This window comes from Aquisalinus luteolus, assembly GCF_009712425.2.
GTDB classification, from domain to species: domain Bacteria; phylum Pseudomonadota; class Alphaproteobacteria; order Caulobacterales; family Parvularculaceae; genus Aquisalinus; species Aquisalinus luteolus.
Genome location: NZ_VCJR02000001.1, coordinates 196,302 through 221,272, shown reverse-complemented (window position 1 = coordinate 221,272; position 24,971 = coordinate 196,302). Strand labels below are relative to the sequence as shown.

The 24,971-nt window shown below is 60.2% G+C and carries 16 protein-coding genes; 4 read left to right on the top strand and 12 right to left on the bottom strand.

The window, feature by feature from the left end:
• Positions 1-80: 80 nt before the first annotated feature.
• A complete protein-coding gene (locus FF098_RS00900) occupies positions 81-2,777 on the bottom strand; it encodes a family 20 glycosylhydrolase (RefSeq protein WP_155136032.1) in 2,697 nt (898 codons plus the stop codon).
• Positions 2,778-3,050: 273 nt separating this feature from the next.
• On the opposite strand from FF098_RS00900, the gene FF098_RS00895 reads away from it, so the two are divergent.
• Positions 3,051-3,791, top strand: a complete 741-nt coding sequence (locus tag FF098_RS00895) for a GntR family transcriptional regulator (RefSeq protein ID WP_166426261.1) — start codon at positions 3,051-3,053, stop codon at positions 3,789-3,791.
• Positions 3,792-3,799: 8 nt separating this feature from the next.
• On the opposite strand, the gene FF098_RS00890 is transcribed toward FF098_RS00895, so the two are convergent.
• From FF098_RS00890 to ptsP, 3 genes are read right to left on the bottom strand one after another with little or no spacing between them, the layout of a single operon-like run.
• Positions 3,800-4,933, bottom strand: coding sequence for an acyltransferase family protein (locus FF098_RS00890; RefSeq protein WP_155136029.1), 1,134 nt, complete (start codon positions 4,931-4,933; stop codon positions 3,800-3,802).
• Positions 4,930-6,681 (bottom strand): N-acetylglucosamine-specific PTS transporter subunit IIBC, encoded by a 1,752-nt coding sequence (gene nagE / locus FF098_RS00885; protein WP_155136026.1) that lies wholly within the window; start codon positions 6,679-6,681, stop codon positions 4,930-4,932. The genes FF098_RS00890 and nagE overlap by 4 nt, the downstream gene beginning before the upstream one ends.
• Positions 6,682-6,708: 27 nt before the next feature.
• Positions 6,709-9,282 carry a phosphoenolpyruvate--protein phosphotransferase gene (ptsP, locus tag FF098_RS00880; protein WP_155136023.1) on the bottom strand — a complete coding sequence of 858 codons (2,574 nt, stop codon included), beginning with the start codon at positions 9,280-9,282 and terminating at the stop codon, positions 6,709-6,711.
• 214 nt (positions 9,283-9,496) lie between these two features.
• On the opposite strand from ptsP, the gene FF098_RS00875 reads away from it, so the two are divergent.
• Both FF098_RS00875 and nagA read left to right on the top strand, forming a co-directional pair.
• Complete coding sequence (locus FF098_RS00875; protein WP_155136021.1) at positions 9,497-10,552, top strand: SIS domain-containing protein; 1,056 nt, start codon at positions 9,497-9,499, stop codon at positions 10,550-10,552.
• Positions 10,549-11,700 carry an N-acetylglucosamine-6-phosphate deacetylase gene (nagA, locus tag FF098_RS00870; protein WP_155136018.1) on the top strand — a complete coding sequence of 384 codons (1,152 nt, stop codon included), beginning with the start codon at positions 10,549-10,551 and terminating at the stop codon, positions 11,698-11,700. Before FF098_RS00875 ends, nagA begins: the two co-directional genes overlap by 4 nt.
• Positions 11,701-11,713: 13 nt before the next feature.
• Here the strand turns inward: nagA and FF098_RS00865 are convergent, their stop codons facing one another.
• On the bottom strand, positions 11,714-12,418 hold the full coding sequence (locus FF098_RS00865; protein ID WP_155136016.1) for a GntR family transcriptional regulator: 705 nt from the start codon (positions 12,416-12,418) through the stop codon (positions 11,714-11,716).
• A 179-nt stretch (positions 12,419-12,597) separates the two neighbouring features.
• Here FF098_RS00865 and FF098_RS00860 point away from each other — a divergent pair, with 179 nt between their 5' ends.
• Positions 12,598-14,157: a serine hydrolase gene (locus FF098_RS00860; RefSeq protein ID WP_166426260.1), complete on the top strand. Its 1,560-nt coding sequence runs from the start codon at positions 12,598-12,600 to the stop codon at positions 14,155-14,157.
• Positions 14,158-14,259: 102 nt separating this feature from the next.
• On the opposite strand, the gene FF098_RS00855 is transcribed toward FF098_RS00860, so the two are convergent.
• From FF098_RS00855 to FF098_RS00825, 7 genes are all read right to left on the bottom strand, one after another.
• Complete coding sequence (locus FF098_RS00855; protein ID WP_155136010.1) at positions 14,260-16,266, bottom strand: serine hydrolase domain-containing protein; 2,007 nt, start codon at positions 16,264-16,266, stop codon at positions 14,260-14,262.
• A gap of 109 nt (positions 16,267-16,375) precedes the next feature.
• A complete protein-coding gene (locus FF098_RS00850) occupies positions 16,376-18,640 on the bottom strand; it encodes a TonB-dependent receptor (RefSeq protein ID WP_155136007.1) in 2,265 nt (754 codons plus the stop codon).
• A gap of 236 nt (positions 18,641-18,876) precedes the next feature.
• Positions 18,877-19,977, bottom strand: coding sequence for a Glu/Leu/Phe/Val family dehydrogenase (locus FF098_RS00845; protein ID WP_205967326.1), 1,101 nt, complete (start codon positions 19,975-19,977; stop codon positions 18,877-18,879).
• Between the two features lie 21 nt (positions 19,978-19,998).
• Positions 19,999-21,546, bottom strand: coding sequence for an amidohydrolase family protein (locus FF098_RS00840; RefSeq protein ID WP_155136005.1), 1,548 nt, complete (start codon positions 21,544-21,546; stop codon positions 19,999-20,001).
• Between the two features lie 50 nt (positions 21,547-21,596).
• On the bottom strand, positions 21,597-22,730 hold the full coding sequence (locus FF098_RS00835; protein ID WP_155136002.1) for a YkvI family membrane protein: 1,134 nt from the start codon (positions 22,728-22,730) through the stop codon (positions 21,597-21,599).
• Positions 22,727-23,821 (bottom strand): DUF1611 domain-containing protein, encoded by a 1,095-nt coding sequence (locus FF098_RS00830; RefSeq protein WP_155135999.1) that lies wholly within the window; start codon positions 23,819-23,821, stop codon positions 22,727-22,729. The genes FF098_RS00835 and FF098_RS00830 overlap by 4 nt, the downstream gene beginning before the upstream one ends.
• The gene (locus tag FF098_RS00825; RefSeq protein ID WP_205967325.1) at positions 23,749-24,786 is read right to left on the bottom strand and encodes a dipeptide epimerase; all 1,038 of its coding nucleotides are present in this window, start codon (positions 24,784-24,786) and stop codon (positions 23,749-23,751) included. Before FF098_RS00825 ends, FF098_RS00830 begins: the two co-directional genes overlap by 73 nt.
• Between the last annotated feature and the right edge of the window lie 185 nt (positions 24,787-24,971).

Sequence of the window (24,971 nt, the reverse complement as noted above, 5' to 3'; positions counted from 1 at the left end):
CCTCGTGCTCCGTGAAGGCGGAGGATAGCACAGGTCAGGCATGGGTCAGGCGAAGATTTTCCGCAGGCAGGGCCCGCTCGCTACTCCTCGCCAACAAGGATGGCACGTCCGGGGCGGCTGCCATCGGCAGAACGCGCCCTGACCTCGACAGGAGCCGAGACGTCGACCGGTCCGTCGACATGCTGCCACGCCCCGCCGGGCTCGCGCATCTCGACCTGCAGCCCCGGGAAGATCGTGTTGGTCTCCAGGGTGCCCTCGTCAAGCGTCGCACCCGCCGTGGGAATGCGATACGGGATACCGGCAAGGTCGAGCTTGGGCAATTCCTTCTGCCCCAGTACCGTGGCGAAGCGGGCCCAGTCTGCCTCCAGTGACGCTCGCATGTCGTCGGTAAAATTGCCTGTGTCCGGCCCATAGACGGCGCCGTCATACTGGTAGGGCACCTCCCAGTCCGCCTTGTGCCATGCCCGTTCGGCAAGCGCGATCAGGCGCGGGAAGATCATGTACAGGACCATGTCATCACTGGACAGGGTTTCGCTCCATACCTGCCCCTGCATACCGGCGAACGTCACTCCGGCGTCGAGCGGCGCATGAGTGACAGTGCCATTTTCGTCTGTCTGCAGACGATCATCGATGGTAAAGGGCTGCTCATTCGGATCTTTCCAGAGTTCGGCGTGGGCAGGCAGGTTTTCCGGCATGAACTCGAACACCTTGCGCGTATTCAGGCGCCGCGATGCCCAGTAATAGCCGCCTTCCTTCGGATCGGCCTCGTAAGGGAAATCGAAATAGAGCGCGTCGGGCGTCGAGAGGACGACCTCCCAGCCATAATTGGCCTGCTGGTGCGCTGATGTCGTCCCGCCCCATGGCAACACACCCCAGGCATTGGTTTGTACCCGGTCCGGCATGTTGTCAGGGTTGGTGTGCCCCATCCCGTCATTCCAGCCACCGGGGATGACGCCCATATCCGCGACCATATTAGCGACACGCTCGATGAAGTACCCGCCAAGATCGCTGGCCGAGTCCAGCCCGTTGCCGGGTTCGTCGAACAGCTGCTGGCAGATCGGCGATTCCACCCATGCCCCCGCGGTCTCATCAGCACCGATATGATAGCGGCGCAGCGGAACGCCTGCCGCCTCGTGCATCTGCGCGATTTCAGTGACCACCTTGTCGATGAAGTGATAGGTGGAATCCATGCACACATTCAGCGTATTGTCCGTATAGAACTGAATGCTCTCATACTCTGTCGTGTCGTCGAAATCCGTCAGGAGGTAGTCGCGAGCTGCTTCCGGCTCACCCGCCTCCATGAGACGTCGATAACGCGCTTCCATCGACTTGATTGCTGCGCGCGAATGCCCAGGCATGTCCAGCGACGGAATAACCTCTATATGACGAGCCTTTGCGGCTTGCAGGATCGTCGTATAGTCCTCGACCGAGAAATAACCATCGACAGCCGTCTCACCCGTCGGGCCGCTGCCAAGCTGCATCAGCAGGCACTCATCCTCGGCAGGGTCGTGACAACGCCGTGCGCCGACATCCGTCAGTTCCGGCAGGCCGGGTATCTCCAGCCGCCAGCCTTCATCATCAGCCATGTGCAGGTGCAGCTTGTTCAGCTTGTACGCCGCCATCTGGTCCATGACGGCGAGCACCATGTCGAGCGAATGGAAATTTCGTGAAAGGTCGATATGCATGCCGCGGAAGCCAAAGCGCGGCGCATCTTCCACGCGCATCTGCGGCACGCTTGTCTCGCCTGGCGTGACGAGCGATGCCAGCGAATAGAGGCCATAGGCAGCACCGGCTGTATCAGTGGCATTGATAGCAATGCTGTCTGCACCGATATCGAGGATATACGACTCTACGGCCTGCGATGGATCGCCAGCCACCTCGATGGAAACGGGCACACCGCCGGTCGCCTCTGCGATACCAAGCTCGGCAAGTCGCTCGAGTGGCGCATCGAGCATGTCGCGCCCTGCACCGTCAATCGTGACATTCAGGCCACGGGCCAGATCGAGTGCACCATCGCGAAGTGTCATGCCCTGAGGCGTGGGAATGATCGCGGCATCGACGACATCATCAGCCACAGGATCGATCCCGCTGTTCGCCTCATAAAGAAACCCTGCCGTGGCCAGCGGCGTTGCATCGCCCTGCCCTTTTCTATAATGCGTCACTTCACCCGGAAACTCGACGATCCATGGCCGTACCGGCAGACCGGTCTCATCATCGACTTCCATGCGTGTACTGTCGATCGTCTTCGCATCGAGGCCATCAGCGACGACATACCAGTTCGGCATCAGCTTGGCTTCGCTCAGCACCTGTCCGCGTACCACGAAGTCGATACTCACCGCCACGCCGGCCTCGAAGCCTCCGAACGCAGTATCCGGTCGCAGAACGTGCAAGTCGCCATTGATATGCTCGAGGGTCAAGGGCCCCGGAGCGGCAAAGGCAAGCGGATCCGGCTGGCTGAAGTAGATCTGCCAGCCTGTCGCATCCAGTGTTTCATCCGTCTCAAGAGTGATACTCGCCTCGTAACATGACATACCCCCGGCTGAACTGTCGCCTGCTTCGCAGTCAGCGGATTTATTCGCGATCACCCGGTAGGTGACGTCAAGGGACCGGGCGAGCGTATCAATATCGCTCTGGCTAGCCTGACCGGCACCCGCTGTCTCCGCCGCCTCCGATGCTTGCTCGCCGGCCGAAACGACCGGTTCATTTCCACAGGCAGAAAGTGCCAGGATGGCTATCAGGCTCGCTGTCGTCTTGATTATACCGGTCGTCTTTTTCATGATTCTGTCCTTGAGGTGTTCACGCGATAGCCACGATACCAAATGTCTTATTGGTATTAATACTCACATATCCAATAGTTCAGTCAACATCGAACGATAGCTTTCCCACTCTTTCCCAATTCCCCGATTTCACTGGAATATACAATATTAACGAGCGACGGGCTTATCGGCTTGCAGGAATGGCTGAATGGTATTATCAAAACCTATCCGCCGCCATGTTCCCTCCAGTGCAATATGGCTTTGTTCAGAGCATGTTAGCAGGGCAGAACCATCGTGCAGCAGCTTTCGGAACTGATTGGTCCGCTCGATCCGGAGGATCGCACGGCGCTGTATCTGCAACTGCAGAAAAAGCTGCGCACTGCGATCGTGGAAAACATGCTGCCCCCTGAGAAACCATTGCCGGCCGAACGCGACCTTGCGGAGGAATACGGCATTTCCCGCATCACCGTTCGCAAGGCGTTGCAGGCGCTTGTCGATGAAGGGCTGCTCAATCGCCGTCAGGGCTCGGGCACTATCGTTGCCCGCCGGGTCGAGAAGGTCTTCTCGCAGCTGACATCCTTTTCGGAGGAGATGAAGGCCCGCGGCCAGACGCCCGGCAGCCGGTGGCTGCGGCGGGCGGCGAGCCGCATCACGCCCGATGAGGTCATGAATTATGGTCTGAGCCCGGACCTGAGGGTCTATCGGTTTGACAGGGTGCGCCATGCTGACGGCGCACCGATGGCACTGGAATATTCGATCGTGCCTGCCTTTGCCCTGCCGTCACCGGATGCTGTCGAGGACTCCCTCTATGTCGCGCTGAATGAGGCAGGCTACCGGCCCGTCCGGGCGTTGCAGCGCCTGAGGGCCGTCTTGTTTGAACATCAGCAGGCAGAGCTTCTGGGTGTGCCGGAGAAAAGCGCCGGCCTGCTGGTCGAACGGCGCGCCTTCCTGCAGGATGGCAGGATCGTCGAGATCTCTCGCTCCTTCTATCGCGGCGACACCTATGATTTCGTTGCCGAGTTGACCGCCGGCTAGAACCGCCATCAGATCTTGATGAAGATCTGCCGCTTCCACAGCCACACGGCAAAGACCCAGTTCATCGCAAGATAGACCGCCACCGGCACCAGTGAGGCGAGACTGTCCGGCAGCACATGCCCGCCGAGATTATACAGCCCAACGCCAGTTGCCGAGACGACCAGGAATGACGTGACGAAATGGAACGTATAGGTCGCAATGGCATTCACCCCGAAAACCCGGAAGAAATGGGAGACAGGCCCGTAGCGCTTCGCCACATCATTGACCAGCCATGCGACCGACAGGATCAGCATGGCGATCCCGGTCGAAACGAAGACGAAAGTCACCGTCCACAGATCCTTGATGATCGGATGCACGAAACCGAGCACGACACCGAGGACAAGCAGGATCACGGCGGCCGCCGCCAGCTTGCCCCCGACCGCCATCGTCCTGTCCTGCCGCTTCAGCCACAGGCCGGTCAACACGCCCATCAGGCACTGCGCAACACCGGGCAAGGTGGAGAGGATGCCCTCCGGGTCATATCCCAGCTCCCGGTCGTAATAGGCATGGCTGCCCAGCACCACATGATCGACCCAGGAGACGATATTCAGTCCGGCGACAGACAGGTCCGCCGCCTGCCCGTCGGGCAGCGGGACGTAAAGCAGGGCGGTATAGAGCACGAGGACTGCACCGGCAACGATCGCCATCGTGCGGGCTGATGCGTAGAGAAAGATCAGTGCCGTGAGGAAATAGACGATACCGATGCGCTGCAGGACACCGAAATAGCGCGCTTCAGACCAGACAATCTCATTGTACCAGAGATTGATATTGCTCAGGAAAAAGCCGAGCAGCACCAGTTTCAGCGCGCGCCAGCCGATATGGCGGATCGTGCCACCCTTTGCCCCTGCCTCTGCGGCGCGCCCCAATGACAGGGCAATGGAGATGCCGACAATGTAAAGAAACGCCGGAAAGACGAAATCGGCCCCCAGAAAGCCGTCCCAGTTCGCATGCAACAGGAATGGCGGCACCGGTGCGGGCATGGCGTAGTGCACATAGGCCGTGGCATTGACGAGGATCATGCCGAAGATCGCCACGCCCCGCGCGACATCGACCGACAGCATCCTGTCATTCAGGGCCGTACCACCTGTTGCGTCATGCGTCATGGGTTTTTCCTTCCCTCGAGAATATCGCCGATCGCCGTGCCGACCGCAGCGGCCTGCGGGCCCAGCAGCAAGTGGACCGTATCCGGACCAGTGTCCACGACGCCGCGAGTAGCCAGCGCTTTCAGTGCCTGATCGTCAGCACGGGACCTGTCGCTCAGCGAAACCGTGATGCGCGAGGCAAGCGCCTTCACGGCCCGGACATTATCCGCCCCACCCAACGCAGTGAGGATCGGATCGACAACCGCGCGGGGCACTGCCCCTGCCTGCTCACTTTCTGCCATGCCTTGCAACTGATTATCCCTCTGCATACCGAGTTCCGCACGAATATCGGAGGCTGTCTGGTCGGCTATCGGGCCAAGAACCACCTGCATGGTGGTCGCAGACGGACGGATAACACCCTTTGCGCCCAGCGCCTTGAGCTGGGATTCATCGACCTTCGAAGGTTCCGCCAGCACCAGCCTCAGCCGTGTCATGCAGGCATCGACACTGACGAGATTGTCCGCCCCGCCAAGGGCCTTGATATAACCTGCCGCCTGTCCCGCCTTTGACGGTGTCGCCGGACCCGCCGGCGCTGCTATTGTCGCATCGCGCCCCGGCGTTTTCAGGTTGAAGCGGGCGATGCAGAAACGGAACATGCCATAGTACAAAAGCCCGTAGGCCAGCCCGACCGGCAACAGCAACAGTGGCCGGGTCGAGAGGTTGAAGTTCAGCACATAGTCGATAAGCCCTGCGGAGAATCCGAAGCCGAGCTTCACGTCCAGAATATCCATGATCACCATGGACAGGCCGGTCAGCACCGCGTGAATGGCATAGAGAACCGGTGCCAAAAACATGAAGGTGAATTCGATCGGCTCGGTGACGCCCGTCAGCAACGAGGTCAGGCCGAGCGACAGATACATGCCGCCGACTTCGGCCCTCCGCTCGCGCGGCGTCGCGTGATACATGGCAAGGCACGCCGCCGGCAGGCCGAACATCATGACCGGGAAGAAGCCGGCCATGAAGCGCCCTGCCTCCGGGTCACCGGCAAAGAAACGGTTCAGGTCACCCGTCACACCCCCGAAATCGCCGACGATGAACCACGCGACGTTGTTGAGGATATGGTGCAGACCGGTGACGATCAGTATACGGTTCAGAACACCATAGATGAATAGGCCGATTTCGCCCGACGCGACGACAGCGCGCGAGAAGGCATCCATCGCCCCCTCGATCCCGACCCAGCCGAAGCCGACAATGGCCGCCAGCATGACGCCGACGCAGCCGGCCGCGATGGGCACGAAGCGCCGGCCGCCGAAGAAGGCGAGGAATTCCGGCAGGCGGATATCATGGTAGCGATTGTAGAGAATGCCCGAGACGATACCCGCCAGGATACCGACCGGCACGCCAAGCTTGCCGATCTCACGATCGAGCCAGGCATTCTCTGCCAGCACACGGGCACTTTCCTCGACCCCGGCAAGCACGTCGGGGGGCACGGCGATCAGCGTGCGGGCACCCTGCGTCGCGACGAAATAGCAGACGGCCCCGGCAAGACCCGCTGCGCCGTTGTTGTCCTTCGCGAAGCCCACGGCGACGCCAATGGCGAACAAAAGCCCGAGATTGGAAAAAATCGCCGCCCCTGCCGCCGCGATGAAGGGCACATCGAACAGGTCCGGCTGGCCGAAGCGCAACAACAGGCCCGCAACGGGCAGGACAGCAATCGGCAGCATCAGTGTACGACCGAGATTTTGTACATTCGCCATCAGGGTTGCCATTGAATTCTCCTCATCACGGCGTCCATCTCATATCCAGTCCTGCAGGTGTGGCCAGGTTGCCATGAGATGCTTTCGCACCGCGTCGGCACTCTCCATTTCCATGGCCGTTTCCGCCGCTTTCCTGCAGTCTGCCATGGTGACGGAACGCAGCACGGCCTTGACCATCGGCACGGCACTGGCAGTTGCCGATAGCTCCGTGACGCCAAGCCCCGCCAGCAAGGGGGCTGCCAGCGGCTGGGAGGCCATTGATCCGCACACGCCAACCCATTTTCCATACCCGGCCCCTGCCTCGGCCGTCATGGCGATCAGGCGCAAGACAGCCGGGTGGAAACTGTCTGCTTTCGCGGCCAGCTGGGGGTTCCCCCTGTCCATGGCGAGCGTGTATTGGGAGAGGTCATTCGTGCCAATGGAGAAGAAGTCTACATGCGGGGCCAGCGTTTTCGCGGTTACGGCGCTCGCCGGTGTCTCCACCATGATGCCCAGTGGCAGACCGGCGCTGACGCCCATCTCTTCACCAAGCCTGCCGAGCATGGCCCTGACCGCGATGACTTCATCGGCCGAGGTCACCATGGGAAGCATGATAGAAATCTGCGACTGCGTCTTCACGCTAAGAATGGCCCGCAGCTGTGTCTCGAACAGGTCCGGTCGGTGCTGCATGAGGCGGATACCGCGCATGCCCAGCGCCGGGTTTTCCTCCTTGTCGAAGTGTACAAACGCCGCCGGCTTGTCACCGCCGATATCCAGCGTGCGGATCACGAGCGGCCGGCCTGCGAGACTGTCTGCGATTGCCTGATAGATGGCTGTCTGCCCTTCCCGAGAGGGCGGCGTGGCACGACCGATATACAGAAACTCCGTACGCAGCAGGCCACAGCCCTCCGCCCCGTTGCTGACGGCCTGCTCGGCACCCTGATCGCCGCCCAGATTGGCGAAGACCTCCATTGCCGTGCCGTCCTGCAGGTGCGCAGGGTTGGCCGCCTCTGCCAGCGCTGCTGCATAGTTTTGCTTCCGGCGCTCAACGGCCTTTCGTGTTTCTGATACAACTTCCGGCGCGGGGGCGACATGCAACTCGCCCCTGTCAGCATCAAGGATGACAGGTGTGCCGTCGGCAATGGTCATGGCACCCGGGCTCACGGCGACCAGAGCAGGCATGCCCTTTTCGGCCGCCAGGATCGACACATGGGACGTCGCTCCGCCGCCGATCAGGCAGATGCCGGCCGCGCCTACCTCTGCCAGCCGCAGGAATTGCGACGGGTAAAGCTCGCGCGCAATGATGATGGCACCTTCGCAGGACAGTTCTTCATTTGCTTCACCGTTCAGCCGGGCAATCACCTGCCGCTCCAGGTCAGCAAGATCGTCCGCCCTTTCTGCGAGCAATGGCGCGTCCAGCGCCTTTAACGCGCTGATTTGCTGCTCGATCGCACGCTGCCAGGCAAAGCCAGCCGACTTGCCCTGCCCAATCAGCTGCATTGCGTCGCCTGTCAGCGTCTCGTCTTCCAGCAAGACCAGATGTGCACGGAGGATTTCTTCTTGTTGTGATTTGGCCTGCCCCTGCGCCAATTCCAGCTTCCGCTTTATGTCGGCCTTTACTACGGCGAGGGCCTGCGACAGGGCAGTGCCTTCTTGCTGACTGCCCTTGCCGTCTTCATCGAAATCGCCCATTGCCTCATCGAGACGCATTACAGGGCCTATGACGAGGCCCGGCGCCGCCGTGACGCCTTCCAGACGCGCGCTGCCATCCAGCGCGATCGGCTTGATCACGCCTTGCGCGCTCGCATCAGCCTTGCTGGCGGCAGCGCTCCTTACGGGAACAATCTCCTCCCCCAAACCTGCGGTAATCGCCTGCATCAGGGAAGTCAGCAGCCTCTCGGCATCCTCGCCTGATGCCTCGACTGTCAGGGTGTCGCCATGGCGCACGCCCAGCGTCATGATCGCGACAGGGCTGCGGGCGCTTGCCCGCTTGCCACCCAGACAAAGCCAGCCAGTAGCATCGAACTGTTTTGCCAGATCGGCGAGGCGCGCTGCAGGTCTGGCGTGCAGGCCATTGCCCAGCAGGACCCGGACCTCGCTTGTGACGCCTTCGCCGCCAACCATATCCGGCGATGGCACAACATCCGGCGCATCGACAGCGACGACCCTGAAAAGCACCTCGCCAATGGCAACCGGCCCTGGCTGCCTCAGGTCGGCGACGCGGTAGCCCTCACTGGCGACGATCACAGGCGTTTGCAGGCTGGTCGCCTGATCGGCCAGAATATCGAGATCGAAAGAGAGGAGCAGGTCACCTGCGGCGACGACACTTCCTTCCTCGACATGGGCAGTGAACCCCTTGCCCTGCAATCCCACAGTCTCGATTCCGACATGGACCAGCACTTCGGCACCATTGTCCGCCCGCAGGGTGAGGGCATGCAGGCTGCCGGGCAGGTTGAGGATGACGCCATCGCAGGGTGCCCGCAGCTCGCCAGCGACCGGATCGATGAGCCCGCCCGGCCCCATCATGCCACCAGCGAAGACTGGATCGGGTGCTTCTTCCAGCGGGCCGAACCACCCGGCCACAGGTGACAGCACCGTCAGGCCTTCACCGCCTTTTGCCTCGACCTTGTCCATCCAGTCTTTTCGCCCCTCGCCAAATTGGTATTATACCTGTTATAGATTATCCTGAAATTTATGGGAATATAACCCGAAATGTAGACATTTTCAAAAAAATAAGATACCATTGTATAACTTTTTGAGTTAAGGGCTCATGGCGTTCTCCGCGGAGAGACTCTGAAACTCTCCGGCGCACGCAATCTGCCGGACCAGACCGTATGGACAGTACCTGATGACTTTCCCCCTGGAACAGACCGATCCTTCGATCCGCAATAGCCTGATGTACCGGGAGGCAGGTGAAACCGCCCACGTCGTCAGCGCGCAGTTCGCACGCAACGCTGATACAATAGGCCGGCTTGGCGGCCTGCTGCGTGATCTTGACCCGCCGCTTGTGTTCACCTGCGCCCGTGGCAGCTCCGACCATGCGGGAGTGTACGGAAAATACCTGATCGAGACACGCCTCGGCATACCGGTCAGCCCTGTCGGCCCATCGGTCTGCTCGCTCTATGGCGACAGCCTGAGGGCCAAGGGGACTGTCTGCATCGCCATCTCCCAGTCAGGACAGAGCCCGGACCTGCTGGCATCGGTCGAAACGCTGAAGGCGGGCGGTGCCTATGTGATCGCGCTTGTCAACGCCGAGAACTCACCGCTTGCCGCAATGGCCGATACCACCTTGCCCCTGTGCGCCGGCGCCGAGAAAAGCGTTGCCGCGACGAAATCATATCTCGCTTCCCTTGCGGGGCTCGCAAGCCTCGTTGCAGCGTGGTCGGAAGACAAGTCGCTGGCCGCATCGCTCGAGCTTCTGCCCGAGCAGTTCGCACAGGCATGGGACCTTGACTGGTCGACCGCCGCAAAGGCCCTGCAACCGGCAGGCAGCACCTTCGTTCTTGGCCGCGGCATCGGCTATGGCTGTGCGCGGGAGGCAGCGCTGAAACTGAAGGAAACATCCTCTCTTCACGCAGAGGCCTATAGCGCCGCAGAAGTTCTGCATGGCCCGGCGGCACTGGTCCGGCAGGGCTATCCGATCCTCGCCCTGTCGCAGCGCGACGCGACACAGGGCGCGATGAGGGACGTGCTGACGCGGCTTGCAGGCTATGGTGCTACCGTTTTCGCGGCAGGCGTCAGCGGCGAAGGGATCACAAGCCTGCCCTCGATCAAGGCTGATCCGGCGATAGAGCCCATGGTGATGATCCAGAGCTTCTATCGCATGGCCAATACGCTCTCCATCCTGCGCGGCCATCACCCGGATGCACCGCCCCACCTGTCAAAGGTGACGGAGACGGTATGATGCAGGCGCTGATCAACGGCACGATCCTCGCCGACCGGGAGTTTCTCAGCGGCATGGCGGTTCTGGTTGAGGATGGTGTCATCGCGGCAATTTTGCCTGAGGGCGAATTATCGCCCGGTATTGAGCGGCATGACCTGTTCGGAGCAACGCTCTTGCCGGGTTTCATCGACATTCAGGTCAATGGCGGCGGCGGCGTCCTGTTCAACGATGCCCCAAGCGTAGAGACGATCCGCCAGATCGGTGCTGCGCACCGCCAGTTCGGGACCACAGGCTTCCTGCCGACACTGATCAGCGATGACCTCGACGTGGTTACGGCCGCCCTTGCCGCAACGGAGAAGGCCATTGCCGATGGCGTGCCCGGTGTTCTCGGCATCCATCTGGAAGGCCCCTTCCTCAGCAGCGACCGCAAGGGTATCCATGACCCGGACAAGTTCCTTGTGCTGCAGGAAGACCTGCTGGATGTCCTCCCCCCCCTGACCAATGGCGTCACAATGATGACTGTGGCACCGGAACAGGTCAGTCCTGCCCTGATCCGGAAATTGACTGAACGGGGCATCATCGTCAGCCTCGGCCATACCAATGCCGATCATGCAATGACCCGCGCGGCCATCGACCATGGCGCGACGGGCTTTACCCATCTGTTCAATGCCATGTCGCCCTTCACGGCGCGGGAACCGGGGGTCGTCGGCACCGCCCTCGACGACCAGCATTGCTGGTCCGGGCTTATCATCGACAATGTCCATGTCGCACCTGCCATCCTGCGTATCGCGTTTCGCGCAAGACCGTTGGAGAAATATATCCTCGTGACCGACGCCATGCCCACTGTCGGCATGCCCACAGACAAGGAAAAGACTTTTGACCTGCAAGGCCGCACGATCCGTGTGCAGAACGGTGTCTGTGTGAACGCAGAGGGTACCCTCGCCGGCTCCGACCTGTCGATGGACGTCGCCGTTCGCAATTGCGCGGCCTTTGAGGAGGTCGGGCTGGTCGAGGCGGTGCGGATGGCTTCGTCAAACGCGGCGGCATTTCTCGGTATCGCCCGGCAGGTCGGCACCATCGCGACCGGCAAGAAGGCCAGTTTCGTCGCCGTCGATGAAGACCTGAATGTCCTTGAAACCTGGATAGACGGCGTACCGGTCGGCACCTGATACCGCCTACGAACTAGTCCTTTTTTCCGGTCGGCAAGCGAAGGTCCTGCGTATAAAGCTGGTCGTGCATGAACAGCGCCTTCATCACCCGTTCTTCGGATGCCGTCAGGATGGTCAGGGTCTGTTTTTTCACATCATCCGCCTTGTCCTGACGCAACGCCTCGACCAGTTCACGCTGGTGATCCCAGGTGTAGGGCATTGCCCGCATCATCTTGATATAAAGCCAGTAGATGCGCATCGTCGTGTCTTCCAGCTGGCGCACCCACTGGATCAGCAACGGGTAATTCACCTTTTGTGCGACGTATACGTTGAATTCCTTGTTCGCCTTCAACAGGCGCAGCGCGGTTTCATCGTCATCGATCGGACCCTTGTGCGACACGGCCTCGTTCAGATGGGCGATCTCCTCATGGTCGATCTGGGGAGTGGCCATGGAAAAGATGGCCGGCTGCAGGATCTTCCGCATGGCAAAGTTCTGCTTCACATCGATCAGCGTCAGCGGCGCAACGCGCGTCACACGCGGCGACAGCGACACCAGGAATTGCTGGACCGTCAGCTGCTCCATGATATTGCGTGCCATGGTGCGGCTGATGTCGAACATGTCGGTCAGAATGTTTTCGGAAACCTTCTGGCTCGGCTCCAGCCGCTGGGTGACGATGGCATCCATGAGTATTTCATAGGCCGCCGCAGAGTCCGATCCGTTTACGCCTTTTCCTGTCATTTCCGGCTTCGCCCTTATTGTTTTTGAGACGCTTAATGTGATCAGAATCTGATTTCGTGTCCAGAAAGAAGAAATTATGGATGCCTTGCTCTATAATAAGGCTGTTATGTATGGTTAAATACGAAAGAACACTGTGTTCTTTCCCCGTCGCAGGACGGGTTAACCGGAGGGAAATCATCATGAAACCAGGACATTTGCTCTTGTCGGCCTGCATGGCCTGTTACGCCACCGTGGCCTCCGGCCAGGAAGCAAGTATTTCACCGGACTATGAAACACGGGCGCAGGAAGCGATCGAAGCGCTGGGCCTGACGGGCCTTGCAGTGACAGTCGTAAACGGCGACGAGGTCCTGTACCAGGAGACGTATGGTGTCCGCGATATCACCACCGGCGAGGCGATAGACCAGGAAACGCTGTTTCCCTTCGGCTCCATCGGCAAGGCCTTCACCACCACGGCATTCGCCATGCTGGTCGATGAAGGCACGGTTGGCTGGGACGATCCGGTCAAGGACTTCATCCCGGATTTCGAGATGTCCGATCCCTATATCACGCGGGAATTCACCATCAGGGATCTGGTGACCCATCGCTCCGGCCTGCCGCTCGGTGCCGGTGACCTTCTGTTCGTGCCTGATGGCGACCCGGATATCGACAGCATCCTCGCCGTCTTGCGCACGATCCCGCCATCGACCAGCTTCCGCGCCGACTACGCCTATGACAACCTGCTTTATATTCTGGCGGGCGAAGTCCTGTCACGCATCGAAGGCAAGCCATGGGACCAGGTGATCCGGGAGCGGATCTTCTCACAGGTCGGCATGGACGACTGCGAAGCCCTGCCCTCCAAAGGGGCAGCCGCGGAAAACTCGATCACCCAGCACATGCGCACGCCGGGCGAACCGACACCGAAACCGGTCGATCCACGCTATGTGCTGTCCGACCTGTCGGCACCGGCAGGCGGGCTCAGCTGCTCCATCACAGATCTCGCCAAATGGGCGCAGTTCTGGCTGAACGAGGCGACAACCGCCGACGGCGAAAAGCTGCTGTCAGACGAGCAGTTGCAGGAAGTCTGGTCGGGCGTGACCATCACCAATGTCAACCCGATCTATGCTGAGCAGGGCGGCAGCAATTTCTCACAATATGCGCTCGGCTGGTCGCTGACGGATATTCACGGCGAGAAGATGATAAGCCATGGCGGCGGGGTGCTCGGCTCCGTTGCCCATTTCGCCCTGGTGCCTGAAGAGGATATCGCCGTCTTCGTCATGGCGAACGATTACGTGCCGGGCATCAGTTCGCTCGCCCTGCAGATCCTCAGCGATACGATCGCGCCGGAAGATGATGCCAGATGGATCGAGGCGATTGGTGCCTTCTATGATAATTACATCCAGACCTCTGTCAGCGACAACGCCAAGGACGTCGAGAACGAAGATACCTTCGAACCGGTCCGTGAGCTGACGGCCTATACCGGCACCTATGAAGACCCGTGGTATGGCACCTCGACAGTCTCGATGAAGGATGGCGCGCTTTATCTGGACATGGGCCGGTCGGAAGTGCTGGACACAGCCCTGATACCGGTTGCCGCAGACAAGTTTGTCGCCCGCTGGCCGGACAGCACATTGAACGCCGATGCTTATGTAATGTTTGAGGTAGAGGGCGATGCTGTGACAGGCATGACGATGGAGGCGGTCTCCTCGACCACTGATTTCTCCTTCGATTTCCACGATCTCGACTTTACCCGTACGGAGTAATAAAAAACCGCCCGGCATTGTCAGGTGCCGGGCGGAAGTCCATGGGTGAACAGAACCGATGGAAATTTCAGGCCCCGGCATGACCGCCGGGGCTTTTTAGTGTCAGAAATCTGCCCTGAAAGTCAGCATGCCATTGACGGCAGCAAACCAGATGAAGATCACGAAGGCGACCGGCAGCAGGACGCTCCAAAGCCTGGCAAACCAGCTGCTCTTGCTGGTCCAGACCGTCGCCACGTTCCACAGCGAGATGGCAAGCCCTGCATAGAGAAGCAGCTGGCTGAGTTGTGCCATGCGTAGCTGGACCGTAAAGGAATCCGACAATGCCGTCAGATCGCTAGTCAGGGTCATGAAGGCCCATAGCCACAGGACCATCCAGACGACGACAAATACGGTTCCGAGCCGAACGAGGCGATAACTCAGCGCCTCTTTGCCGGACAGAGGGAAAGTGCTGCCATAGCGCCAGCGGACGACCGCCCGCACCGGCCAGAACAGCAGCGTCAGCAGGATAATACCAAGCGCCAGCATGATCAGCGGATTGAGAAGTGCCGAGGACTTCCATGCCGGTACCGGCGTATAGACCGTAAACGGAGAGATGAACTCGAACGCCAGGATCTCGACATTGCCGTCATCATCCAGCCTTACCGACAGGCGTTCATAGCTGTCTTCCTTTTGCCAGACCCATGGCTCGACCTCGCGCCAGACGGCCTGTCCGCCCATGAACGGGAAGGTCAGGTCGTTATCGGCATCGAGAGCGACCGTCAGCTGACCTTGAAACCGTAACAGGGCAATGAAGTTCGTGATACCTGCCCGCGACGTCTCGTAAACGCCAGCAACCTTCGCGCCATGCTCGGCCGCCGTATCGAGACGTGGTGGCAGCTCGCCGCGAGCCTCGGGGAAGTAGCGCATGGCAAACTCATTCACGACCTCCAGACGGATGGGAGAAGCGCCCTCGCCGGAACTGTTCACCGAAACATAGATACCAACATCCTTATCGAGGAACAGCGCCAGGTTGGAATGGAAATACATCGTATCCCCCGCATGACCGAGGCTGCGCAGTCCACGAATATTCTGCTCAAAGAAGCCGAGCGCCATGGCGTTGAGCGGCGGGGTTTTCTGGTCGAGAGTTTCCAGCATCTGCCGAGAGGTTTCCGGCTGCAACAGCGGACCACCTTCGTTCAGATGGGCGATCATGAACCGACCCATATCAGAGCCTGACGCGGCGAGGGAGCCCGCCGGGCCAGCCGGGATCAACTCATATCCTTGCGCTGTGCCATCGGCCGCATTGGTATAGCCAACAGACATGTTGGCCTGGAACTCTTCGGGCAGCGGCTGGGCAAATGTCGAGCTCTCCATACCAAGGGGCTGGAAGATGTTCTCATTCACATAAGCCTCGAACGACAAGCCTGAGACACGCTCGACGATGTAGCCAGCAAGACCGGTTGCGTAGTTCGAATAGGCGGGGATCGTACCCGGCTCAAACACGACACCGGGTACGGCGCTTTTCAGATAGTCTTCGAGCGACATGAACATTTCTTCGTCTTCAAGAATCAGGTTCTTGACCACTTCCTCAAAGCCCGCCGTATGCGTCAGAAGGTGGCGTACCGTGATCGGTGTGTCGAAATCGTTCGGGATGTCGTAATCGATATAGGTCGCAACCGGTTCGTCCAGGTCGACCTGCCCCTGTTCCACCAGCTGCATGATTGCCGTCCAGGTAAAAAGTTTGGACACGGAACCCGGCCGGAACAGTGTTGCATCGCCGTCGACCTTCACGCCGTTTTCAATATCGGCATAGCCGAAACCACGGGAGGTCAGGATTTCACCATCGGCAACCACTGTGACAACCGCACCGACGATACCGCCATCCTTCAGGGCATAGGGCATGAAGCCATCAAGCCATGTATCGACATCCGACTTTGTCAGAACGCCGGTACCGGGATCGAGCGAAACAGGGGCAGGTTCCTGCGCGGCAGGAAGAACGTCTTCCATCACCGCCTCAGCCGGCAGGTCCGATACAGGGTCCACCATTGGATCCTGAGCGAGTACCGTAGTCAATCCAAAGCCGACCAGTGCGGCTGCAATGCCGGCGACAGCATGTCTCATCATATTCATAAGCCTCGCCTTACCTTCCTCTATCTACGCCCTCTATTACGAAGGGATCAGGCGAAGCCACAAGGCATCCCCCGATCCCGGTATTGTCGTCACTCTCTGCGCAGTAGCGTCAGAACCGTGCCGTCAGTGTCGCCCCGATCGTGCGTGGACGGATGACACCGGCATTACTGATGCCCGGAGGGGCAGTGGTCGACGGGTTACCGCCATTGGTCAGGCCTTCCGAGTTTGTAGCGTTATCGACATAGACGTCGATCGAATAATTATCGAACAAGAGCCCGGCCCTCAGGTCCAGCGTCTCGTAATCCGGCAGTGTGCGGCGGCCAAAACCGAACGCCTGTGCCGTCGGTGCGGAGACATAATTGCCTTCCATCTCCGATTGATAACTCAGTGTCGCCCCGACGAAGGCCGTCACCTGAGGCGACAGCGGCCATTGATAGTCGCCATTGAGCGCAAGTGTCACCTCCGGTGTGAATGGCAGGGAGTCGCCCTCTTCGCCACCGACAGCCAGCGGATCAGTATCTTCCGTCAGCTCGGTGTCGGTGAAGGCACCATTGACAGAAAGGCTGAGCCCGTCCAGCGGCGTCCAGTTCGTGGCAAATTCGATACCCTTGCTGGTCGCGCCGCCGCCATTGGTATTCAGGCCGAAGTCGTTGATAACAGCCAGCAGCTGCACATCCGTCCAGTCGATATAGAAGACCGCTGCATCGAAGGTGACGTTGTCCAGTTCCGCCTTGATGCCAGCCTCGTAGTTGGTGGTGGAGTCGGACTCGTATGTACGCGGTGTATCTGCCGGCACATCAGGTGGCAGGATATTGGGACCACCGGGGCGATAGCCCGTTGCGACGCGTGCATAGGCCGTCACCTGATCGTTTATCTCGTAACGTGGTGCAATCGAGTAGGTGAAGACACTCTCGTCGGAGGACACTTCAGGCAGCTCTTCAAACCCGGCAACGAACAGCCCCGGCAAACCGTCAGTGATCTGGATGGCGCCCTGCTCGTTCTGGCTGAGGCGCCCGCCAAGCGTCACATCGAACCGGTCACTGAGATAGAAGGTGACGTTACCGAATGCAGCATATTCCTCATAGTCGGACGTGATCGAAAGATCGGCCAGCACCGGAATGCCGGCAGGCGTCGCGGTGCCAGGCTCGACCGCCTGGACCAGCTGGTGAATGACACCCTCTTCCTTGGTATAGTAACCACCGATCAGCCAGTCGAAGCCTTCCCCGCTGGAGGCAACACGCACTTCCTGTGTGAACTTCTCGTTGTTAGTTTCCTGGTCGAGATTGATCTCGATAGGTGGCAGCGACAGGATGCTGGAGATCAATGGTCCGTAAGCGAATGTATCGAAATCGGAATAGATCGTCTGTTCCAGCGTCGAGTAACTGGTGGAAGACGTCAGCTCCCCAAAGCCGAGATCCCAATCGACCGTGCCATTATAGACACGATACTCAACGTCATTGGTTGCATCGGTAAATCTGCCCCGCGTCAGGTCGCCATCAATCGGCTCGAGAGTTTCAGAGTCGACATTGATCGTCGTTCCCTCTTCCGTTTCCAGATCCTGCGCAATCGCAGAAAGACGGATCGACAGCACATCGCTCGGCGTATAGAGCAGCGATACTCGCGCCCCGGATGACGTCGTCCCGTTGATATCTTCAGCCATATCAGATCCAAAATTCCCGACAGAGTCGATGAAGCCCGGAATCTCGCGGTAGAACCCGCTGCCGCGCACGGCCAGATTGTCACTGAGCGGAATATTGACGACACCGGCTGTAGAATAGCCTGTCTCCCCGCCATCGACGCTTTCAACACCTGCCCGGACCTTGGCCATGAAGCCTTCAGTCGACGGTTCGGCTGTGACGAATTTCAACACGCCACTCAAGGAGTTGGCGCCATAGAGCGACCCCTGCGGCCCGCGCAGCACCTCGATTCGCTCGACATCGAACGTATCGAAATCGCCTGCCAGGATCGCACCATTGACGAGACCGGAGCTGGAGCCGAACGGCGTCTCGTCGATATAGGTGGACACCGTGGAGGCAACGCCACCGGTGTTCACGCCGCGCAGGATCAGGCGGCCCACACCCGGCGTGCTCTGCTCAAGCTGCAGGCCGGGAACGAGGGCGATATAGTCCTGGAAATTCGTGGCGTTCAGGCGTTCCAGCGTTTCACCGCCGACCACGCTGACCGATTGGGGAATATCAAGCAGCCCCTGTTCGCGCTTTTGTACCGTCACGACAAGAACGTCGCATCTCTCATTGGAAGCATCCCGGCAGCTCTCTTCTTCCGCAGGAGCCTCCTCGGTTTGGGCATAGGCCGGTGCCGTCAAGGCAATGGCCGCAGCACCGGCAAGCAGTAATTTCAGATTGTAACCAGACATAGAATGTCTCCCTCTTTCCCAAGCCCTGAAAGCTAACTAAACAGCCTTAAATTATAATAAGACACTTTTATGAATCTTGAAACCTGCCAAATTACCCCGAATATCATGTTGTATTTTTGTGTTGCGACAAAAGCACATGACTGCATGCAACTGCCATGCGCATTCCCGTGACACGGAACATTCGCATACTGCAGATTGCGCTTTCATTGTCTGATAACTCAACGTGGCACGTACCATCAACGCCTCGCCAATCGTTGTTCGACCATCTCATTGGCGACCGCGACAGTGGAAACATCCCTGCGCAAGGCAGTCGAGACTATTTCCTCCGTGCGCTGGTAAATCCTGTCGATTTCATGTCGTACATAGGTCGGATCGAACTGTCCGCGATACTCCGCGGCGACCATGATGATCCCGCCGGCGTTGATCACGTAATCGGGTGCATAGGCGATATGCCTGCGCCGCAAGATGTCTTCCACCTCCCGGCTGGCGAGCTGGTTGTTCGCTGCCCCGGCGATGACTTTTGCCCGCATGTTTTTCGCGACCATGCCTGTGATCGCCCCGCCAAGCGCACATGGCGCAACGACCTCGACATCTTCCAGCAAGATCGTTTCCAGCGATGCCCTGCTTGCACCGTGCCGGGCCTGCAAGCGGGCCGCTCGCTCCTCATCGATATCGGCGACGACTAGCCTTGCCCCTTCCGCGGCGAGAAGATCGCACAGCTTCGCCCCGACGCTGCCCAGCCCCTGAACGGCAACACGGGCCCCTTTCAGGCTGCCGGCCTGATATCGCACCTTCATTGCGGCCTTCATGCCCTGCAGAACACCGCGAGCCGTAAAGAGAGACGGATCGCCACCGATACCGTTCTTCTCCTTCAGCCCACAAACGAATTTCGTTTCGCGCGAAACCTGTTCCATGTCGCTGACGGCGACGCCGACATCCTCTGCCGTGATATACTTGCCGCCAAGCATGTTCACCGCCCGGCCGAAACTGCGGAACACATCCTCGCGCCGCGTCTTCGGTACAGGCCCCAGGATAACAGCCTTGCCGCCCCCGAAACCAACATCGGCCAGCGCATTCTTGTAAGTCATGCCACGTGACAGGTTCAGCACATCAGCAATTGCCTCCCCCTGAGACCGATAGGTCCACAGGCGACACCCACCACCAGCAGGCCCGAGGGCCGTCGAGTGTACGGCGATGATCGCCCTCAGACCGGACCGGGTGTCTTCCACCCGGACCACCCGCTCGTGGCTGTCATATCCCTCCAGCCTGTGCAGGCGCAGGCGGGACGCGCCATCACGAACGCCTGTCGGCTCTTGCACTGTGTGATGCTGCATCATGTCAGCCTTCCTCAACTCGCCTTATTCACTGGCAACAGTGCCGCGGATCGGTTGCCCCGGCATGGCATCGACATCGAGCTCGCCATCGCGCACGACGATCTCGCCACTGACGATGACGTAATCGAACCCGACCGAGCTCAGTCCGGGCGTCTCGAATGTCGCCCGGTCTGAAACCGCTTCAGGATCGATGACGATGATGTCGGCAATCGCGCCTTCCTGTACCCGGCCGCGTTCGCGCATTTGCGGCACGGACTTGCCGAGAATTTCCGCCGGATAATAGCTTGCCTTGGCAATCGCCTCCGGCCAGGTCAGCATGCTCCGTTCACGAACATACTGCCGCAGGAACCGGCCATAGGTCCCGGCACTGCGCGGGTGGCCCTTGGCCCCCTCCGGTAGAGGCCATGTGTCGTCGAGGATCAGCTCTCCATCGACAGCCCAGTCACCGCCATCGGACGCGATCACGCCACCGGGAAACAGGATCGACCGGTCAAGGAACGCCTGATGCTGTGCATCGTTTGCCGGGTCGAGAAAGTGGATGATGATCTCCGTACCCGGTGCCTCGGCCTGCAGGCGGTCGAATGTCTCCTTGTCGAGCGGCTTCCCGGCAAGGGTGAAGTTGGAATAATCGACGCCACCGATACGCTCCTTCCAGCCTTCGCCGCGGAACATCGCTGCACCAACGCCGGTTGCCCCGGCGCCATAGGGATAGGCCTCGACAGACAGGTCGACACCCGTTGACTGCGCCTCGGCCACCATATCGGCGATCAGCTCGATATCGGTAACACTGAGACTGTTGAGATGGCTGATATGCATCTGCGCACCGGTTGAGGCGGCAACGGCGATCATCTCCTGGAAGCCTTCGAAAGAGCTGTGCGGCTCCAGCATGTTCAAATAGCGGGCATGGGTGAAGGTCGGCACGCCCTTGTCCGCTGCCAGCTGGTTGACCGCATAATACTCCTTGTGCCCCGTTTCCGGTGCATAGCCGAGCAGTACGCCGATGCCGATGGCGCCTTCATCGAGGCCCTCTTCCAGCCGGGTGAGGATGGCCGCCGTCATGTCCTCATCGGCAATCGTCTTTTGCCAATCAGGCAGGGAAAACTGTTCCAGGAACCATTCGACATTGGCTGCCGGGTCGACATCCTCCAGCACGGCGATACGGGCGTGGGCCCAGCCCGCCGCCGCGCCGTAATTGATCGGTCGGCCCTCGGCGGCGATATCGTCATAGAACTGGGCGACAGGCAGCACGCCTGATTCCAGCTCCAGCGCTGTCGTCACGCCATCCAGCGCCTTCATCCGCGCAGCCGGGATATTCTGTCCGTGGGCATGCAGGTCGATAAAGCCCGGCGCGACGATAGAACCACTAACATCGAGTACCGTCTCGCCGTCCAGCGCCTCTTCGGAGATTACAGCAATACGATCGCCGTTTATGGCGACATTGCGCACGGCATCGAGGCCCGTTTCCGGGTCGATCACCCGACCGCCGGTGAGCACTATATCGTAAGGCTGGGCGCAGGCTGCCGCCAGAGCGGTTATCGCCCATGCAATTGCGGTATGGATCAGGATCTTCATCAGTCTACTCCTTTTCCGCCGCTCCCGCGGCAGCACTTGTCATGTCAGTCTTATGCCGTCTCGCCAGCCCCGTCTGTGCTACCACCTTCTCGCGAGCGCAACCGGTAGAGCTGCCAGGCGCCCACCGTGAACAGCGGCAGGATGAAGACGGCGATAAACGTGTACCCCAGGAACCTGTAGCCGCTGGCAATCAGCGCGATCAGGCCGAACCGCGTTGCGACGACCATGGCGAATGCGATCAGTATGACGGTGATGCCGGTGCGCAGGCGCGGCGTCATCACCCTGCCCTTGCTCTCCATTGCCTTGGCGATGCGTTCGTTGAGCGCGTTGACGCAACCGACACTCGTCTCCAGCAAGGCCAGCAGGATCATCAGCTGGAAGGCGAAATAAAACAGCGGCTGGCCCAGCTGTGCGAGGATATATTCCGCGGGCAGTGCTTCATCAGCAATGGCCGGATAGAAGGCAGTCATCGCGGCAAGGAAGATCATCGCCGGTATCGCCGCCAGCGGGCCGGAGAGCATGCCCGCCACCACCGCGTCGCGGCTCTTCGTGAAGTGACGCACTACCGGCAGGACCACGACCGCGCCGACCACATTATAGCCGGCATAGGTCCAGGCATCGCCCAGCCAAGGGCCGGTCGTACCGGCACTCGACAGGGCGTCACCCACTTCACCCCCGAACTTCATGTAAACGAGAACTGCGAAAACAACGTACACCGCATACAGAAAGAGCGCGGCATAACGAAACAGCCCCTCGACCGACTCATTGCCAAGTGCCGTGATACCGAGGATCATGGCGGCAAACACCGCAGTGCCGACCCAGACCGGCACCGGCGCGAAGCTCGCGCCTATCTCGCCCGCCGCCGCGCCGAACACGGCGAGGATCAGCAGCAGGAAAAGGATGTAGGCCAGCTCGAATACCCGCCAGAACGGCCCGAGCATTTTCTGGAAGAAGGACTTGTAATCATAGGTCCGCCACGCATAGGCGAGCAGGAACGTCATGGTACAGATGACACTCCACAGCAGTGCCACGAAGGCGAGCGCATAAAGCCCGCCGCGCGGCCCGGCATCGAAGAAGAACTCGATCAGCTCCCGCCCCGTTGCATAGCCACCGCCGATCACCACCGCCTTGAAGGCGAGACCGGGCAGGACAAACCGCCTGAAGGGGGAAGCGCCGGTGTTCATGATGTCAGGCAAGCCTCCACCAGGGCGTCGAACCGGGCACCGCCACGGATCGGGTCAGCACAGGGCAATCCCGTTTCCTGGCTGACCCTCTCTATAGCGGCGTCCGCCTCCCCGTCGGAGAGGTGGGCCGTATTCAGGCTGATCCCGGCACAGCGTGCGGCTGCATTGGTGCGACGGGCATGGACAAGGTTGAGGTCGATGACGCTGGCAAGGTCCGGCAGCAGGAAGTCTTCTTCCAGCCCGAGGATCTTCTCGCGTCCGGCCTGATGACAGAGGACCAGCACATCCGGTTGCGAGCCATGCAAGAGGCCGAGCGAGACGCCGGCAAAGGTCGGATGCAGCAGGGAGCCCTGCCCCTCGATGACATCCCAATGGTCGTCATGGGCATCGGGGCTCAGCACCTCGGCTGCGCCTGCAAGAAAGTCGGAGACCACCGCGTCCATCGGCATGCCGCCGCCACCGATGATGATGCCGGTCTGCCCGGTCGCGCGGAAATCCGCATCGAGGCCTTTTTCGGTGAACGCCCGCGTCAGGGCCAGTGCCGTATATTTCTTGCCGAGTGCGCAGTCCGTGCCGACGGTCAGCAGCCGCTTGCCGCTGCGCTTGCGCCCGGTCGCCGTAGGCAAGTCCTTCGGTGGTGTCCGGATATCGATCAGCCTGGAGCCCTTTGCGGCGGCAGCATCGGCAAGGCCCGGCACGCTGGCCAGACGGTGATGCAGGCCGTTGACGATATCGAGCCCTGCCTCGACCGCCTCGAACAGTTGCGAGTGCCAGGACTGCTTGATCCGGCCGCCCATGGAGGCAACACCGATCACCAGCGCCCGAGCGCCCTTTGCCCTTGCCTCCCGCGGCGACATGAATGGCAGGTCCAGCGACAGCGCGTTGCCTTCGCAGGCATACTCGCCGACGCAGCGCTCCGGCGCCCAGTCGCGGATGCCGAAGGCGGTCTTGGCGAACGGCTTCTGGTCGACATCGCCCAGAAACAGAAGATAGGGCGATGGCAGGTCCAGCGCTGTCGTCAGGTCGCTGTGAGTGTCGCGGGGGCGGGCTGATTGGTCGAGCGGCGCGATCCCCAGATTTCCGGTGGGCATATGACATATCCATCTTTGTAAAGAACAGGTGGTTTTCGGTCGGACCCGAGCATGAACGGGCTGTCGAGATCGACGACATCGCAAAGCTGGCCGAGCAGATAGGCAGGCCCGACCGACAGGGCCGTGCCGACCATATTGCCGACCATGACCTTCATGCCGCGCTCGCGCGCAGCCCCTGCCATTTTCAGCCCCTCGGTCAGTCCGCCGCATTTGTCGAGCTTGATGTTGATGTAATGATAATACGGTGCAACGGCTGCGATATCCGGCAAGCTCTGGACGCTCTCATCGGCAGCCAGGGGGATCGGGCACTCAAGCCCCTCGAGGTCCTGGTCCTGCCCCATGGGCAGCGGCTGCTCGACCAGCGCCACACCCGCCTCGGCAAAGTGAGGTAGCGCCTTTTCCAGCGAGGCGCGGGTATAGCCCTGATTGGCATCTACACCGATCCACACATCCGGGCAGGCCTGCCGCACGGCGTTGACCCGATCGACATCGACCGGCTCGCCGGTCAGCTTGATCTTGATCGCCTGCGCACCCTTGAAGGAGAGCGCGGTCCTGCCGACAGTCTCCGGATCACCGGCGCCGATGGTGAAGGTGGTGACGAGCGGCTTCGGCTCATCCAGCCCGGCCAGCTGCCAGGCAGATTTGCCGAGGCGCTGGGCATCGAGATCCCAATAGGCGCTGTCGAGTGCATTGCGGGCACCGCCCGGCGGCAGGATAGACTGGATCTCCTCACGCCCCGGATCGGCCTCGACGGCATCGCGGATGGCGTTGAGCGTTTTTTCCATGCCCGCCGACGTATCCTTGAAGTAATAGACACCGACGCCTTCGCCACTGCCGGTATGTGTGCCGTCACTTAAACGTACAACGACGATATCGATGTCGACAAAGGTGTGCCCGGTGATGGCGAAGGGCTCGCGCAGGGGCCACTTCTCCCGTTCGACAGTCATGGTCAGTCGTGCTGGCACTCTCCACCTCTCTCAAATCCCGCGGCGCGATCGCTGCCGCTGAGGACAGGCAATCAAGCTTTTCATGTCGTCGAGGATTTGCCACTTGGCCTAATTAGTCAAGCCAATTCATCAATTATAACAGCCTTATTTTCGTTTTTGATATTCTTGCCACAGGCTTCCGCACGCATGGGCGCACAATTCCG